Annotated in this window: 13 protein-coding genes and 1 tRNA gene; 4 read left to right on the top strand and 10 right to left on the bottom strand. The window is 70.0% G+C overall.

Annotation, left to right across the window (positions count from 1 at the left end; translation table 11 throughout):
* Positions 1-17 precede the first annotated feature (17 nt).
* From TMZ1T_RS03785 to TMZ1T_RS03770, 4 genes are all read left to right on the top strand, one after another.
* Positions 18-93 (top strand) — tRNA-Lys (locus TMZ1T_RS03785).
* 87 nt (positions 94-180) lie between these two features.
* Positions 181-405 carry a hypothetical protein gene (locus TMZ1T_RS03780; protein ID WP_041589610.1) on the top strand — a complete coding sequence of 75 codons (225 nt, stop codon included), beginning with the start codon at positions 181-183 and terminating at the stop codon, positions 403-405.
* Between the two features lie 335 nt (positions 406-740).
* Complete coding sequence (infA, locus tag TMZ1T_RS21275; protein ID WP_002925671.1) at positions 741-1,007, top strand: translation initiation factor IF-1; 267 nt, start codon at positions 741-743, stop codon at positions 1,005-1,007.
* Between the two features lie 160 nt (positions 1,008-1,167).
* Positions 1,168-2,070 (top strand): dienelactone hydrolase family protein, encoded by a 903-nt coding sequence (locus tag TMZ1T_RS03770; RefSeq protein WP_012584632.1) that lies wholly within the window; start codon positions 1,168-1,170, stop codon positions 2,068-2,070.
* A gap of 223 nt (positions 2,071-2,293) precedes the next feature.
* Here TMZ1T_RS03770 and TMZ1T_RS03765 read toward each other — a convergent pair whose 3' ends face one another.
* The 10 genes from TMZ1T_RS03765 to peaD all read right to left on the bottom strand — a co-directional run bounded on the left by TMZ1T_RS03765 (position 2,294) and on the right by peaD (position 14,028).
* Entirely contained in the window at positions 2,294-2,845 is a 552-nt protein-coding gene (locus TMZ1T_RS03765) for a Gx transporter family protein (protein ID WP_012584631.1), read from the bottom strand.
* Positions 2,826-3,215 (bottom strand): NusG domain II-containing protein, encoded by a 390-nt coding sequence (locus TMZ1T_RS03760; protein ID WP_004307994.1) that lies wholly within the window; start codon positions 3,213-3,215, stop codon positions 2,826-2,828. Before TMZ1T_RS03760 ends, TMZ1T_RS03765 begins: the two co-directional genes overlap by 20 nt.
* Entirely contained in the window at positions 3,212-4,111 is a 900-nt protein-coding gene (rapZ, locus tag TMZ1T_RS03755; protein ID WP_004307996.1) for an RNase adapter RapZ, read from the bottom strand. The genes TMZ1T_RS03760 and rapZ overlap by 4 nt, the downstream gene beginning before the upstream one ends.
* Before the next feature lie 91 nt (positions 4,112-4,202).
* Positions 4,203-5,657 (bottom strand): alanine/glycine:cation symporter family protein, encoded by a 1,455-nt coding sequence (locus TMZ1T_RS03750; RefSeq protein WP_004307999.1) that lies wholly within the window; start codon positions 5,655-5,657, stop codon positions 4,203-4,205.
* A 95-nt stretch (positions 5,658-5,752) separates the two neighbouring features.
* Positions 5,753-7,315, bottom strand: coding sequence for a cytochrome c biogenesis protein (locus TMZ1T_RS03745; protein WP_261789169.1), 1,563 nt, complete (start codon positions 7,313-7,315; stop codon positions 5,753-5,755).
* Positions 7,316-7,950: 635 nt separating this feature from the next.
* Positions 7,951-8,964, bottom strand: a complete 1,014-nt coding sequence (locus TMZ1T_RS03740; protein WP_041589609.1) for a U32 family peptidase — start codon at positions 8,962-8,964, stop codon at positions 7,951-7,953.
* Positions 8,961-9,827, bottom strand: a complete 867-nt coding sequence (locus tag TMZ1T_RS03735) for a hypothetical protein (protein WP_012584629.1) — start codon at positions 9,825-9,827, stop codon at positions 8,961-8,963. The genes TMZ1T_RS03740 and TMZ1T_RS03735 overlap by 4 nt, the downstream gene beginning before the upstream one ends.
* Positions 9,828-9,909: 82 nt before the next feature.
* On the bottom strand, positions 9,910-11,412 hold the full coding sequence (locus TMZ1T_RS03730; protein ID WP_004308006.1) for an aldehyde dehydrogenase family protein: 1,503 nt from the start codon (positions 11,410-11,412) through the stop codon (positions 9,910-9,912).
* 53 nt (positions 11,413-11,465) lie between these two features.
* Positions 11,466-12,782, bottom strand: coding sequence for an alginate export family protein (locus TMZ1T_RS03725; protein WP_012584628.1), 1,317 nt, complete (start codon positions 12,780-12,782; stop codon positions 11,466-11,468).
* 109 nt (positions 12,783-12,891) lie between these two features.
* A complete protein-coding gene (gene peaD / locus TMZ1T_RS03720; RefSeq protein ID WP_004308012.1) occupies positions 12,892-14,028 on the bottom strand; it encodes a quinohemoprotein amine dehydrogenase subunit beta in 1,137 nt (378 codons plus the stop codon).
* Position 14,029: the final 1 nt, after the last annotated feature.

Below are 14,029 nucleotides of genomic sequence, written 5' to 3'. Positions count from 1 at the left end.
CATTCGGCCTCGCTTTTGGGTCGTTAGCTCAGCTGGTAGAGCAGCGGACTTTTAATCCGTTGGTCGCAGGTTCGAATCCCGCACGGCCTACCAAGTTTCACGGAAAATGCCCGGACTTCGGTCCGGGCATTTTCTTTTTGCGTCAGTCCCGCAGGAGCCCCTCCCTGCGCATCCGGGGCGATGCCGACGCCTGCCTGGTGTTCGTCAAGGACACCCCTGTTCCGCGCCGGCGAGCTCGAGGGCCGCAAGAACGGCCGCGAGCTGTTCGACCTGCGCAACTTCATGGGCACGTTGCGCGACACCGGCAGCCCGAGCACCTTCTCCGCAGCCGATGCGCGCAGCTGCACGAACCGGCTCGATGGCTTGCTGCGACGCAATACGAAGCCATGGACCGACAAGGCCTGATCTGGTATAGTTCTATTTGGATTCTTGGCCGGTTTGGAATGTACGCATTCAATCCGGCGCGACCGTGCGTGACGCAGCGCGTCATCGTCATCCCGCAGCGATCCCGAGCGCCCCGCGTACGCTCTTCGATCTCGCCTTCGCTGCACGCCTCCGGCTTCTTGCCTGGATGCGCAATCGCAACATTCCAGCCGGCCCGCCGATCTGGTGCCGTCTTTTTTTTGGTCGCTGCCGCACAAGAACGTGGCGGTCGGCCCTTCCGAGGCCCGTGCACGGCGGAACGCGCCTCTCCGATCCCGCACACGAGCGGGCACCGGAACCCCTACAGGAGCCCCGACATGGCCAAGGAAGAACTCATCGAAATGCACGGTTCCGTCACCGAGGTGCTGCCCGACGGCCGCTACCGCGTGACGCTGGACAACGGTCACAACCTGATCGCCTACTCGGGCGGCAAGATGCGCAAGCACCACATCCGCATCATCGCCGGCGACAACGTGTCGCTGGAGATGTCGCCCTACGATCTCAGCAAAGGCCGGATCACCTTCCGCCACCTGCCCGGTCGTCCGGCCGGTGCCGCCGCAGCGCCCCCGCCGCGCCGGCGCTGAGTCCTCGAGGCGGCATCGCGGCGCCCTCGAGCCCCACGCGGCCCCTCGGGGGCCGCGCGTCGTTTACGCGCCCCCTTTCCCGCTCCACGCGCGGAACGACCAGGCACAAGGCGCTGTCTCTCCGGGGCATGACCACTACCCCCCAGAGGAGACCGCCACGATGCAAGCCACCCCCAGCCGTGCGCAACACGCCACCGAAGACGAGCGCGGCCAGTTCGACAGCCTGCTCCCCGCCGCCCGCCTCGACCGCCGCGGCTTTCTCGCAGGCATCGCCGCCACCGGCTTCGCGCTCGCCGTGCAGCCTGTCCATGCCAGCACCGTGATCAGCACGAGCGGCACCGGCCTCGCCACGGGCACGGCCGCCATCGCCGTCGAGGGCGGCGAGTTGCCGCTCTACTACGCGCGGCCCGCCGCAGGCGACAGGTTGCCGGTCGTGCTCGTGGTGCAGGAGATCTTCGGCGTCCACGAACACATCCGCGACGTCTGCCGCCGCCTCGCACACGCGGGCTACCTCGCGATCGCGCCTGAACTCTTCTTCCGCCAAGGCGATCCCACCACCCAGCCCGACATCCCCGCGATCCTGCAGAACATCGTCGCCAAGGTGCCCGACGCCCAGGTCATGGGCGACCTCGACGCCTGCGCCGCATGGTCGGCGAGCCAGGGCGGCGACCCCGCCCGCCTCGCGATCACCGGCTTCTGCTGGGGCGGGCGCATCACCTGGCTGTACGCCGCGCACAAGCCATCGGTAAAAGCCGGCGTGGCGTGGTACGGACGCCTGAGCGGCGCCGTTTCGGAGTTCACCCCGCAGCACCCGCTCGACATCGTCGGCAGGCTGCACGCGCCGGTGCTGGGGCTCTACGGCGGCCAGGACCAGGGCATCCCGCTCGCCGACGTGGAGAAGATGCAGGCGGCGCTCTCCGCTGCGGGCGGCCGCAGCACCATCCACGTCTATCCCGACGCACCCCACGCCTTCCACGCCGACTACCGGCCGAGCTACCGCAAGGCCGAGGCCGAGGACGGCTGGAAGCGCGCGCTCGCGCACCTTGGCGCGGCGCTCGGCTGAGCACTCGCCGCCGCACACTGCGCCGGCGGGTACCGCACGGCATGCGACATCCCGACGGGTGCCGCATGCACCAGGCCGGAGCCCGCGACCCAGCCGAACACCAGGCCGCTGACGACCGCGAGCACCGTGCCAAGCCACCTCCACCACCGTCCGTGCATGCCACCACCCTCCGCTGCGCCGGCGCTGCCTTGCCGGCATCGGCTGGTTGGACGGCAGGAGCGGGTCAGCGTTCCATCGGATCGCCCGCGGGCCGCTGCGCAGCCTGCAGCTCGCGCAGCAGGCGCGCGGCGATCAGCCCGTTGATCAGGCCGAACACCACCGCCGCGAGCGCGAACACCGGGGTGAGGTAGAACACCCCGTCGTGCGGCACCAGCCACAGGCGCGCGACCACCAGCTGTGCGCCGATGTGGGCGAATGCCGCAAGGATGCTGTGGCTCACCGGGCCGAACCAGCGTGCCGGCAGGCGCACCGCCAGACCGAGCGACACCAGGCTGGCGAGCGCGCCCGAAAGGCTCAGGAAGAAGCCGGGGGCGAGGAACTGGCCGAGCAGCAGGCTGCCGGCGAGCACGCGCAGCAGCGACACCCACACCGCCTCGCGCCAGCCCCAGCGTGCCAGCACCACCAGGGTCACGATGTTGGCCAGCCCCGGCTTGACCCCGGGCAGCGGCAGCGGGATCGCCGCCTCGGCCACGGTCAGCACGATCGCCGCCGCCGCATGGCGGGCGATGCGGCGGTCCTCGGCGGTGGGAGTCAGTTCAATAGTTGAGGGAGTCATAATCCGCAGCCCGCCCGGTGAGGCTCAGGCTCACCTCGTTGGGCGCGCAGATCGCCACCGCGCCGGCCTGGGTGAGCCAGCCCTGACGCACGCAATACTGGCGCGGCCCGGGATCGGAAGCGACACGCGCGCGCCCGGGCCGGATCTCGATCACCGTGACGCCAAGCGGGCCGGGCACCTCGATCGTGCGCTCGGCTGCCAGGTCCACCCGCGCCACCACCTTGCCGCCGGCACGAACCACCGCGCCGTCCGGCGCACCGCCTTGCCACAGCGCGAGCAGCGCATAGCCGCACACGAGCAGCCCGCCGATCGCCACCAGGACATCGCCGGGCCGCAGCAGCCCGCGCCAGTCCGCAAGCTCCAGCCTCACCGCCCGTTCCCGTCTCCGGCCGCATCCACGATGCCGGCAGCGCGGTCCGCCGCCCGGCGCGCCGTCGAGCGGTGGCGCACGATGACCTCGACCTGGCCGCGGAAACGCTCGGCCAGCCACTCGGCGATGTACACCGAGCGATGCTGGCCGCCGGTACAGCCGATCGCCACGGTCAGGTAGCTGCGGTTGTCGCGCACGTAGGCGGGCAGCCAGTTGGCGACGAAATCGTGGATGTCCTGCGACATCCGCCCGACCTCGGGCACGCCCTGGAGGAAGTCGATGACCGGCTGGTCGCGCCCGGTGAGCGGACGCAGGCGCGGGTCGTAGTGCGGATTGGGCAGGCAGCGCACATCGAAGACGAGGTCGGCATCGAGCGGGATGCCGTACTTGAAGCCGAAGGACTCGAACATCAGCGTCATGCCCTCGGCCGGCGCCATCTGGATGAAGTCCTTCACCCACGCGCGCAGCGTGTTCGGGTGCAGGTCGCTGGTGTCGATGCGGTGACCGAGCTCGGCCACGCTGGCGAGCGCGTCGCGTTCGCGCTGGATCGCTTCTTCGAGCGTGTAGCCGTCCACCGCCATCGGATGGCGCCGGCGCGTCTCGGAGAAGCGCGCGATCAGCGCGTCGTCGCGCGCCTCGAGGAAGATGAAGCGCAGGTCGCGCACCGTCGAGCGCAAGACCTCGACCTGCTGCGGCAGGGCCGCGATGCTCGCGCCCGAGCGCATGTCCACCGCAACCGCCACCCGCCGCCAGCCCGCACCGTGCAGGTGCGCCGCCAGCTGTGGCAGCAGCACCGCCGGCAGGTTGTCGACCACGTAGTAGCCGGCATCCTCGAGCACGTTGAGCGCGATGCTCTTGCCCGAACCCGACAAGCCGCTGATTAGAACGATCTGCATTGCCCTTCCGGATGAAAAAGCCCGCCCACACTATAGCCCAGTGTCGGCGGGCGGGTCCTGCACGCGGGGACGGCGGGCTTCCCCCGCCCGATCAGCCTTCGCGCTTCCTGCGATCGGCGATCTTCACCCACAGGTCGGCATTCACGATGCCGAGCGCGCGCGGGTCGAACTGGGGCTCGAGGCGTCCCTGGGCCTGCTGCGCCTCGTAGTCCTTGAGCGCCAGCAGCGCCGGCTTCTGCAGCACCAGGATGGCAAAGATGTTGAGCCACGCCATCAGGCCGACGCCGATGTCGCCCAGGCCCCAGGCCAGGTCGCTGGTGCGCACGCAGCCATACAGGGCCGAACCGATCAGCGCCACGCGCAGCACGAAGATCAAGGCCTCCGAGCGCAGATTGCGCGTCAGATAGGCGACGTTTGTCTCGGCGATGTAGTAGTAGGCGATCACCGTGGTGAAGGCGAAGAAGAACAGCGCCACCGCCACGAACATCGAGCCGAAGCCCGGCAGCACCTGCTCCATCGCCGCCTGGGTGAAGCCGGTGCCCGCCGAGATGTTGGCCAGCCCGGTGAACACCTGCGCGCCGTCCGGTCCGGTGACGTTGTAGGTGCCGGTGATCAGCACCATGAAGGCGGTCGCCGAGCACACGAAGAGGGTATCCACATACACCGAGAAGGCCTGCACGAGGCCTTGCGCAGCCGGGTGCGGCACTTCGGCGGCAGCGGCGGCGTGCGGGCCGGTGCCCTGGCCGGCTTCGTTGGAATACACGCCGCGCTTGACACCCCACTGGATGGCCAGGCCGATCATCGCGCCGAAGCCCGCGTCGAGACCGACGGCCGAGGACAGGATCAGGCGGATGACCTCGGGCACCTTGTCGACGTTGAGCGCCACCACCACGGCCGCGGCGAGGATGTAGCCGAGCGCCATGAAGGGCACCACCACCTGGGTGACCTGGGCGATGCGGCGCACGCCACCGAAGATGATCAGGCCGAGCAGGATCACGATGATGGTGCCGGTGACCGCCGGCGCCACGCCGAAGGCGTTTTCCATGCTGGCCGCGATGCTGTTGGTCTGCACGCCGGGCAGCAGCACGCCGCACGCGAACACGGTGGCGACCGCGAACACGATCGCATAGACGCGCCAGCCCAGGCCCTTCTCGATGTAATACGCCGGACCGCCACGGTAGAGTCCGTGGTGTTCGGTCTTGTAGATCTGCCCGAGTGCCGACTCGACGTAAGCCGTGGCGGCGCCGAGGAAGGCCACCATCCACATCCAGAACACCGCGCCCGGACCGCCGAAGCCGATCGCGGTGGCGACGCCGGCGATATTGCCGGTACCCACCCGACCGGAGAGCGCGATGGTGAGCGCCTGGAAGGACGACACGCCCGCCGCGGAGCTCTTGCCGCGGAACATCGCCCGCACCATCTCGCCGATGTGGCGCACCTGCATGAAACGGGTGCGGATGGAAAAGTACAGGCCCACGATCAGGCACAGGTAAACGAGGGCGGGGCTCCAGACCCAGCCGTTGATCCAGTCGACGGTCGCTTGCATTCTTGTGTTTTCCCGAGAAACGAGCCGCGATTGTATCTGCTTGTTGCGAGCGGATGAGCGGCAGCATCGTTGGGAATAACCCGGACACTGCCCATTCAACGCCCTCCGCCGGGCTCCGCCCGAGCCGGCCCGCCCGGGGGCGCCAGAGCCAGCCACGCACTGCCCAGCAGCAGGAGCACGAGCCCGCTCCACAGCAGGGAGATCAGGGGGAAGACCTTCACCACGACGAACACCGCCCGGCCTCCAGCGCGTCCCGCAAGCGCCTCCACCACACCCGCGGGGGAAACCCAGAACTGCACCGCATGCTTCCAGCCCTGATCGACCAGGGGGTCGAGCAGATAACCGGGCCTGCCCATGTGGCGGGCGTAACGGTAGTCCAGCATCTCGCAGATCTGCCGCAGCGGGCCATCGTAGCGCTCCGGGGGCGCGCGCGAGTCCCGGTAGAGCGTCTCTCCGTCGAAGGTCCTGCCCGAGGGAGCGCGCGCCTCGATCGCGGTCAGCGCATGCACGCCGGCGGCGCCACCGACGCCTCCATCGCCTGCGCTCGCGACCCTCAGATCGACCAGCCTGAAGGCGTAGCCGTGGCGATCGCGCGTCCACGCGCTCGGCGCGCCGTCGAAGACGATCTCATGCTGCGAGTAGCTGTTCAGCGCGGTTGCCAGCAGGCCGCCGGAAAGGGCCAGCGCGACCCCCGCGTGGATGGCCAGCAGTGGCAAGGCCGGCGCAATCCCGCGCAGCCCATGCCGATGCACCATGAATACCGTCCACGCGCCACCGCCGAGCGCAAGATACGCACAGCCCGCGAGCACGGCGTCGAACTGCGGCAGGAGCGCCACGATCTGCTGGGAGAGGATCCCCGCACCCTCGTAGTGCCGCGTCATCAACCCGCCCCAGGCTGCGCTCGCCCCCGTCACAGCCAGCGCCGCCAGCAGCGACAGGCGGCCCGCCCCGACCGAGATGCGGCGGAAGAAGTACCAGCCTCCAGCCAGTCCGGCCCCGGCCAGCGACGGCAAGAGGCCGCGTGCGAGCACATGGCCGTCCACGTCCCACTGCTCGAAGGCCGCGCGCAGCGCCTCCAGTTCGCCTCCGCTCACGAGGTTGGCGAGCATCGCGAGGAAGGGCTTGTATTCCTCCGGACGTGGCGCGCCGCTCGCCGCCGCAGCGGACGCGAGCAGCAACTGCACCACGGCGACAGCGGCTGCGCCCAGGAAGCAGAGCTGTGCCAGCCACAGGCCCAGGCCAGCGGACGAACGCGCACCCCCCTGCCGCAGGCTCGCGCCGGCACCGCGACCGGAAAACGCTGCGACGAGGGCGAGCACCAGCAACGCGCTGCCGAGCGCACCATGTGCCACCCAGGACTCGGCCCCCACGTAGCGGTGCGAGCTCGCCAGCACCGGATTGCGCGTCACCGCCATCACGCAGGGCACCGCCGCAGCGGCCAGCACGGCGGCCAGCGGCATCATGCGCCAGTGCCTGCGGCCCACGCCCCAGCCGTTGATCCCGTGCAGGTGCGCCCCCAGCAGGCACCACAGGACGAACACCGCGGTCTGGACCGGATCCCAGTGCCACACCTGGCCATACATCGCATCCTCGAAGGCCCACAGCATGCCGAATCCGATCCCTGCGGTGAGCAGCAGCCAGGCCCTCCGCGCACGCATGCGCGCGCGCCGGCCACTTGCCCTGCCCGCCGCGCAGGGCGTCGAGCGCAGGCCCGGCGAGTGCCAGCACCCAGGCGTAGGCGGCAATCACCAGCGGGGCGTGGAACAGCATCCAGGGTTTCATCAGGTGCGCGTTCATGCCCTGCGAGGGCGACTGTGCCAGCCAGTCGGCGGGCGTTGCGGCGAAGGGAGCCAACCACAGGACGACCGCGCCATAGGCGGCGACGATCGCAGCCGCCACCGAGCGACGCCCGCTGTCCAGTCCGGCGCGGGCACCACTCGCCGCCAGGCTCGCGCAGCAGGCCAGCAGCAGCAGCGTGGTGCCTTCATCGCCGCCCCACAGGTTGGCGATCTTCAGGTGCAGCGGCAGCGCTGTGCTGCTGTACAGCCAGACGTAGCGCAGCGCGAAATGGTCGACTGCGAAGTGCCAGCCCAGGGCGAGCGTGCAACTCCAAAGCAGCGCCGCCGACAGGGCGAGCGCACTCGCGCGCCCCGTCGATCTGCACGCCGCATACGCCCCCAGCGCCGCTGCGGCGGCGAGGACGAACGCCCCCAGCTCCGCCCGGCATGCCAAGGCGATGGTCGCGGCGGCGACCAGCATCCAGACCGCCAGGTCACGACGTGGCGCGCTCACTTCAGCATTCCGCCGCCCGCAGCACTTCGGGGTAGTAGCACATGTGGCCGGTGGCGCAATGCGCCTCGGACGGCCGCAGGCGGGTGGCGAACGCGCGCACCGCGGCGGCATCCGCCCCTGCGCAGACCCGGTCGAGCACGGACCTCACCATGCGCACGCTCGCCAGTTTGCGCGCCGTCGGCGCCTCGCGCCCGGCGATCTTGACCGCGGCCACCCGTCCGCGCCTGAGCGCGGGCAGCGCGCACAGCCCGCATGGTCCGAAGGGCAAGCCTTCGGGCGTGGTGCTGAAGCCGCAGGAAAAGCGGTACCACAGCCAGCGCTCGTAGGCCTCGTCGTTCTCCTGCAAGCGTGCGGCGAGGCGTGCCGACAGCTCCCCGCCGTCGCGCCGACGATGGCGGAAACCGTAGCGGTCGAGGCAGATCGGCCCGCCCAGTTGCCCCGGGAGGTGGATCGTGTGGCAGGCGCCCTCCTCGAAGATGCAGCCATCATTGAGCACGAAGGCTTCGATCTCGATGTCCGGCACCTCTTCGGCAATGGCGGTGGCTTCGGCGAGGGTCACGTCGCGCGGCAGGATCAGCCGGCGCGCACCGAGGGCTTGGCACAGCCGCGCCGCCGCCGCGTTGCGGCAGGTCGCCACCGAACTGACGTGCACGCGCAGCGCCGGGAAACGCGTCGCCAGGCGCTCCACCAGGCCCAGGTCGCTGACGATCAGGGCATCGCCACCGAGGTCCGCAAAGCGCCCGGCGATCTCTTCCGCGGCCTCGATCTGCGCTGCAGCGTAGTGCTGGGCATTGAGCACCAGCGACAGCGCGGCAGCGTGGGCATGCGCGCTCCGCACCGCCTCCGCCAGGTCTGCATAGCTCGCAAGATTGCCCGACGGCCGGCGATTGGCGCTGATCGACTGGAAGCGTCCGCGCCAGTCGGGCGGCACCAGGCCGCAATACAGCTCGGTGGCGCCGGCCTCGGCGAGCACTGCAACCTCGGCGACGCGCGAAACAGGCGCGACGATTCTCACAGCGGTTCTCCGGCAACGACCAGGCGGGCGATCCGCCCTGCGTCGGCGGCCCGCCGCAAGGCCTGCGCCATCGCGTCCGAATGGCGGCTGAACAAGGTGTTGCCGAGCTGGATCGTCCGGCAGGCATCGTCCCGTCCCGGGCGTGAGGCCTCGGCGGCAAGGCGCAGGCACTCCTTGCGGCAGCAGCGTCCGACGGCGAAGCGCTCCGGCCCCTTCATGGAAAGCCCACCTGCCCGGCACATGCGGCCCTTGGCCACATAGACGCAGGGCAGATGCACGCCGGCGGGGAGCGGCAGCCCCTCGAGCGCCCCATCGTCGGCAAAGACCGGCATGTCGAGCTCGAGGCGGAGGATGCCGAGGCGCTCGAACAGTGCGCACATCGTCGGCGCGGCCAGGCCGTGACCGCAGCGCCCCGCCCAGCCGGGATGCAGGCGCGGATCCTTGGTCATGCGGCACAGCACGCGGCCCGCCACCGGAAGCAAGGCCGGAAAGCGCGTGTGCAACTCGTGCGCCACACCCCAGTCGTTCGCCACCACTTCCGTCCCGGCGGGGAGCATGGGCAGCAGCCCGTGCAGTCGGGCCAACACATCGGGCGAGGCGACCGGCGTGAGCAGGACGAAGCGCAGGCCCGCCTCCTCCACCCGCCGCAGCGCCTCGCGCAGCACCCGCTCCGCGGGCAGCAGGTGCTCGCAGAACTCGCTGCCGAAATGAAGATGCGTCGGCTGCAGCCCCGCGAGCCAGGCGGCCAGGGCAGCATCGCCATGGATGCGCAGCCAGTGGCGTTCGCGCTCCGCGGGCCCCCCCGCGGCCCACGCCAGATCGACTGCGTGCGTTGCCGTCACCGCCAACTCGGAAAAACTCATCACGCTTTCTCCCCGCGGCCTCGGGTGCCGCGACAAGGGATCGAAAGGGCATGGAGCGCCGCAGCCGCGCGACGCGCCCCCCTTACAGGGCCATGATCACCGACTTGCCCTCGGTGTACAGGTCGAGCACCGCGCGCCCCATCTCGCGGCCGATGCCGGACTGCTTGTAGCCGCCGAAGGGCATCGAGGCGTCGAGGATGTTGTGGCAGTTGACCCACACCGTACCGGCCTTGATCTTCGGCACCAGGCGGTGCACCCGCGACAGGTCGTTGGACCAGATGCTGGCGCCGAGGCCGTATGGGGTGTCGTTGGCGCGGCGGGCGACCTCGTCGAGATCGTCGTAGGGCATCGCCACCACCACCGGGCCGAAGATCTCCTCGCGCACCACGCGCATGTCGTCGCGGGTATCGACCAGCACCGTCGGCTTGACGAAGTAGCCCTCGCCCTCGCCCGCTGCGCCGCCCGCCAGCGCGCGCGCGCCCTCCTCGAAGCCGCTGCGGATGTAGCCCAGCACGCGCTGCTGCTGGACGGCCGACACCAGCGGGCCGATCTGCGTCGAGGGCTCGATGCCGGCGCCGAGCTTCATGTCCGCGGCGATCCCCGACAGCCCCTCCACCACGCGCTCGAAACGACTCTTGTGCACATACAGGCGCGAACCCGCGCAGCACACCTGCCCCTGGTTGAAGAAGATCGCCTGCGCCGCGCCCGCAGCCGCTACCGCCGGGTCGGCGTCGTCGAGCACGATCACCGGGCTCTTGCCGCCCAGCTCCAGCGACACCCGCGTCATGTTGTCGAGCGCGGCCTTGCCGACCAGCTTGCCGATCTCGGTCGAGCCGGTGAAGGCCACCTTGTCGACGCCCTTGTGCGCGGCCAGCGCCGCACCCGCGGAGTGGCCGTGGCCGGTGACGACGTTGAACACCCCCGCGGGGTAGCCCGCCTGCTGCACCAGCTCGGCAAAGCGCAGCGCCGACAGCGGCGTCTCCTCGGCGGGCTTGAGCACCATCGTGCACCCGGAGGCGAGTGCCGGCCCCGCCTTCCACGCCACCATCAGCAGCGGGAAGTTCCACGGGATGATCGCCCCCACCACGCCCACCGGCTCGCGCCGGGTGTAGCCGAAGAACTCGCGGTCGCGCACCAGGGGGACCGACACCTCCATCGTCGAGCCTTCGATCTTGGTCGCCCAGCCGGCCATGTAGCGCAGGAAGTCCACCACCAGCGCCACGTCGACCGCACGCGCCATGGTCACCGGCTTGCCGTTGTCGAGCGCCTCGATCTCGGCCAGTTCCTGCGCATGCGCCTCCACCAGCTCGGCCAGGCGCAGCAGCAGGCGCTCGCGGTCCACCGGTCGCATGCGCGGCCAGTCGCCCTGCTCGAAGGCGCGCCGCGCCGCCGCCACCGCGCGGTCGATGTCGGTCGCCTCGCCCGCCGGCACGCGATCGAACACCTGCCCGCTGGCGGGATCCACCACCTCGAGCATGCCACCGCCGAGGGCCTCCACCCATTCGCCGCCGATCGCCATGCGCTTGGGCTGCGCCAGGAACCGGCGCGTGTCGTCGCTCAGCAGTTCACCCTTGTATCGGTCCATTCCTCGTCTCCGTGTTTGATGTGTGTTGCCCGGGACGGCCGCAGGCCGCCCCCTCAATAGTTGAAAATCAGCACCGCCTGCAGATAGACATTGCGGCGGTCGTTGCCCTGCAGCGCCTTCACGTCCGCACCGCGCGGCTCGTAGAGGCCGATCAGGGGCACGAAGGTGAAGTGCTTGTCGATCTGCCAGAACGCGAACAGATCGAACTCGCGCCCGGCCAGGTCCGCGGCCTCGCCCTCGGGCGCGAATTTCCAGTACTGCACGCCGATGGAGAGATCCTCGCGGGGTGCCAGGCTCAGCTCCACGCGGTCCACCCGATTGCCGCTGTTGGCCGGGCCGGCGTAGTTGGACGCGACCTCACCCTGGAACCAGGTCCCCAGGCCGCGGCTGAGGCCGAAGAACAGCGGGTCGAAGGCCTCGTTGCGCGCAGTGGCGGACTTGTCGGCGGAGAAGCGTGCGTGGCGGTAGTCGAGCGTGGGGCGCCAGGGCAGGTCGGCGAAGGTCCACCCGCCCTCGACGTGCCAGGCGTCGGCGTCGTTCTTCACCGCGGCGCTGCCGCCGCGCTGGTCGACGTACTCGAAGGCGAGGAACAGGTTCTCCACGCCGAGGCTGCCCTGGCCGCGTACGCTGGCGATGCGCATGCCGTCGCGACGGTCGAAGATGCCCAGCCCGGCGCCCTGGTCGACGTCGAGCACCTTCATCCAGCTCAGCCCGAGCGTGCCATGCGTCTCCGACACGTACTCCAGGTTCGCGCCGCCGAGCTCGGTGTCCTGCTGGTAGGGGTTGCCCGACTGCAGCCAGAAGGCGTCGCCGCGCCAGGGCCCCTCGGGATCGATGCGCACGATCGCGGTGTTGCGGAAGCTCTTCTTGGCGGCGAGGTAGTAGGCCCCGCCCCGATCCACGTCCACACCGAGCGCATCGAGCCCCTTGCCGAGGTTGATCCGGTCGCTCGCGATCAGGAAGCCGTCGCCCAGCACGAACTGCTGGCGGCCGAACGAGACGTCGAACGCGCCACCTGCGCTGCGCCAGCCGACGTACGCATCCTCCAGGTCGACGTCGCGCTCGCGGCCGTCGGTATAGCCGCCGGCATCGCCGTCGCCCCAGGTGCCTTGTGCGATCGCGCCCAGGCCGCCGTACAGCTTGCCGCCGCCGGCACGGGTGGTGCCCGCCAGCACGCCATGGATGAAGCCCTCGCGCCACTGCCTGCCGCCCTCGCCGAGATAGTCCTCGCGCGTGGAGAAGGCGCCGGCCATGCCGTCGATATTCGCGCTCAGCGTGGTGCCGTCGCGTTCGTGCAAGGTCTCTGCCCGGGCCGTGCCGAGCGCCGCCAGTCCGGCCAGCAGGACGGCCGTGGTGATGCGCATGCGCATGATGTTCGTCTCCTCGATGATTGTTTTGGCGCGCGGGACACCGCGGTGCGCCGCTTGGCGCGCCGTGGTGTCCCGCTGCTGCGGGCTTGCCCCGTCCGGAAGCGGGCGCTCAGCGCACGAAGACCTGCCCGGTACCGAGCGACATGTCCCCGCCCGGCAGCTTCACCTGCCCGACCTTGGCCAGCGTGTCGGCGTCGTGGATGGAGATGTCGTTGAAGGTGCCGGTGAGGTAGAGCCGGCTGCCGGCCTGGTTGCTCAGCACGGTGTAGTAGGTGTGGTCGAGCTCGGCGGCCTGCACCAGCTTCTGCTGCGCGATGTCGTACTTGGTCAGGCGGTGCAGCAGGCCGTAGACGATGTTGCGGTCCTTCGGCGAACGCAGCCCGGTGAAGTAGATCTCGGTCAGCGGTCCGAACTCGCGTGCCTCGGTCTCGCCGCTCTTCAGGTTCACGTTCAGATAGCCGTACTGGTACTCGGCGGTCGCCATGTCCTGCTTGTCGTCCTGGTACTTCGCCGTGGTGTAGAGGATGGTGAAGTCCCGCGTCGGCGTCTGCACCGGCCAGATGTACAGCACATCGAGCGGCGCGTGCGTGGAACGCTGCCAGTCGCGGATCGGCAGGGCGACGGTCATCGCACCGGTGTTCACATCCACCTTGTAGAGGTTCGGTCCGGCCAGGTAGACCGAGCCGTCCTCACCCGCCTGCATGATGTTGGCCTGGCGCGGCGCCGGAAACACACGCACAGGCTTGGCCTCCAGACCGGCACGGGTATCGTAGACCGCGAAGCGCGGCGCCCCCACGCGATAGTGGTCGCGATGGATGGTGGTCGGGTTCTGCACCGCATAGACCTCCTTGCCGTCCGCGCTGACGGTGAAGGATGCGATCGACTTGGCACGCTCGTTGTCGCCCTGCGACATCTCGGCGCGGAAGGTGAGCCTGCAGGTGTCGAGATCGATGCCGTAGATCGTGCCGAAACGGTTGTTGAGGATGTAGGCGGTGCGGCGGTCGGGCGCGATCTGCGTGGTGCCGGGTCCGAAGGCGTCGGGCAGCGGGCAGGTCTTGTAGACGCTCTCGCTGGCCAGATCGACCACGTTCAGGTTGTTCGGGTAGTTGGCCACCATCAGGTATTCGCTGCCCGGCTCGAGCGGCCGCGCCTCGTTTGCCGCTGCGGCGGGCAGGACTCCGGCGGCCAGGCAGGCGAGCGCGGCCGCGCTGCGGCGCAGTGCGCCGCCGATCATCGTCTTCTTCATG

It is taken from the genome of Thauera aminoaromatica, from assembly GCF_000021765.1.
Lineage (GTDB): Bacteria > Pseudomonadota > Gammaproteobacteria > Burkholderiales > Rhodocyclaceae > Thauera > Thauera aminoaromatica.
Note: the sequence above shows the minus strand (reverse complement) of the source record. Positions and strands in the feature narration are given on the sequence as shown.

Bases quoted from the DNA above. Each gene is read 5' to 3' on its own strand.
- TMZ1T_RS03780 (WP_041589610.1), top strand. From the start codon at position 181: ATGCCGACGCCTGCCTGGTGTTCGTCAAGGACACCCCTGTTCCGCGCC.
- infA (WP_002925671.1), top strand. From the start codon at position 741: ATGGCCAAGGAAGAACTCATCGAAATGCACGGTTCCGTCACCGAGGTG.
- TMZ1T_RS03770 (WP_012584632.1), top strand. From the start codon at position 1,168: ATGCAAGCCACCCCCAGCCGTGCGCAACACGCCACCGAAGACGAGCGC.
- TMZ1T_RS03765 (WP_012584631.1), bottom strand. From the start codon at position 2,845: ATGACTCCCTCAACTATTGAACTGACTCCCACCGCCGAGGACCGCCGC.
- rapZ (WP_004307996.1), bottom strand. From the start codon at position 4,111: ATGCAGATCGTTCTAATCAGCGGCTTGTCGGGTTCGGGCAAGAGCATC.
- TMZ1T_RS03750 (WP_004307999.1), bottom strand. From the start codon at position 5,657: ATGCAAGCGACCGTCGACTGGATCAACGGCTGGGTCTGGAGCCCCGCC.
- TMZ1T_RS03745 (WP_261789169.1), bottom strand. From the start codon at position 7,315: ATGCGTGCGCGGAGGGCCTGGCTGCTGCTCACCGCAGGGATCGGATTC.
- TMZ1T_RS03735 (WP_012584629.1), bottom strand. From the start codon at position 9,827: ATGAGTTTTTCCGAGTTGGCGGTGACGGCAACGCACGCAGTCGATCTG.
- TMZ1T_RS03730 (WP_004308006.1), bottom strand. From the start codon at position 11,412: ATGGACCGATACAAGGGTGAACTGCTGAGCGACGACACGCGCCGGTTC.
- TMZ1T_RS03725 (WP_012584628.1), bottom strand. From the start codon at position 12,782: ATGCGCATGCGCATCACCACGGCCGTCCTGCTGGCCGGACTGGCGGCG.
- peaD (WP_004308012.1), bottom strand. From the start codon at position 14,028: ATGAAGAAGACGATGATCGGCGGCGCACTGCGCCGCAGCGCGGCCGCG.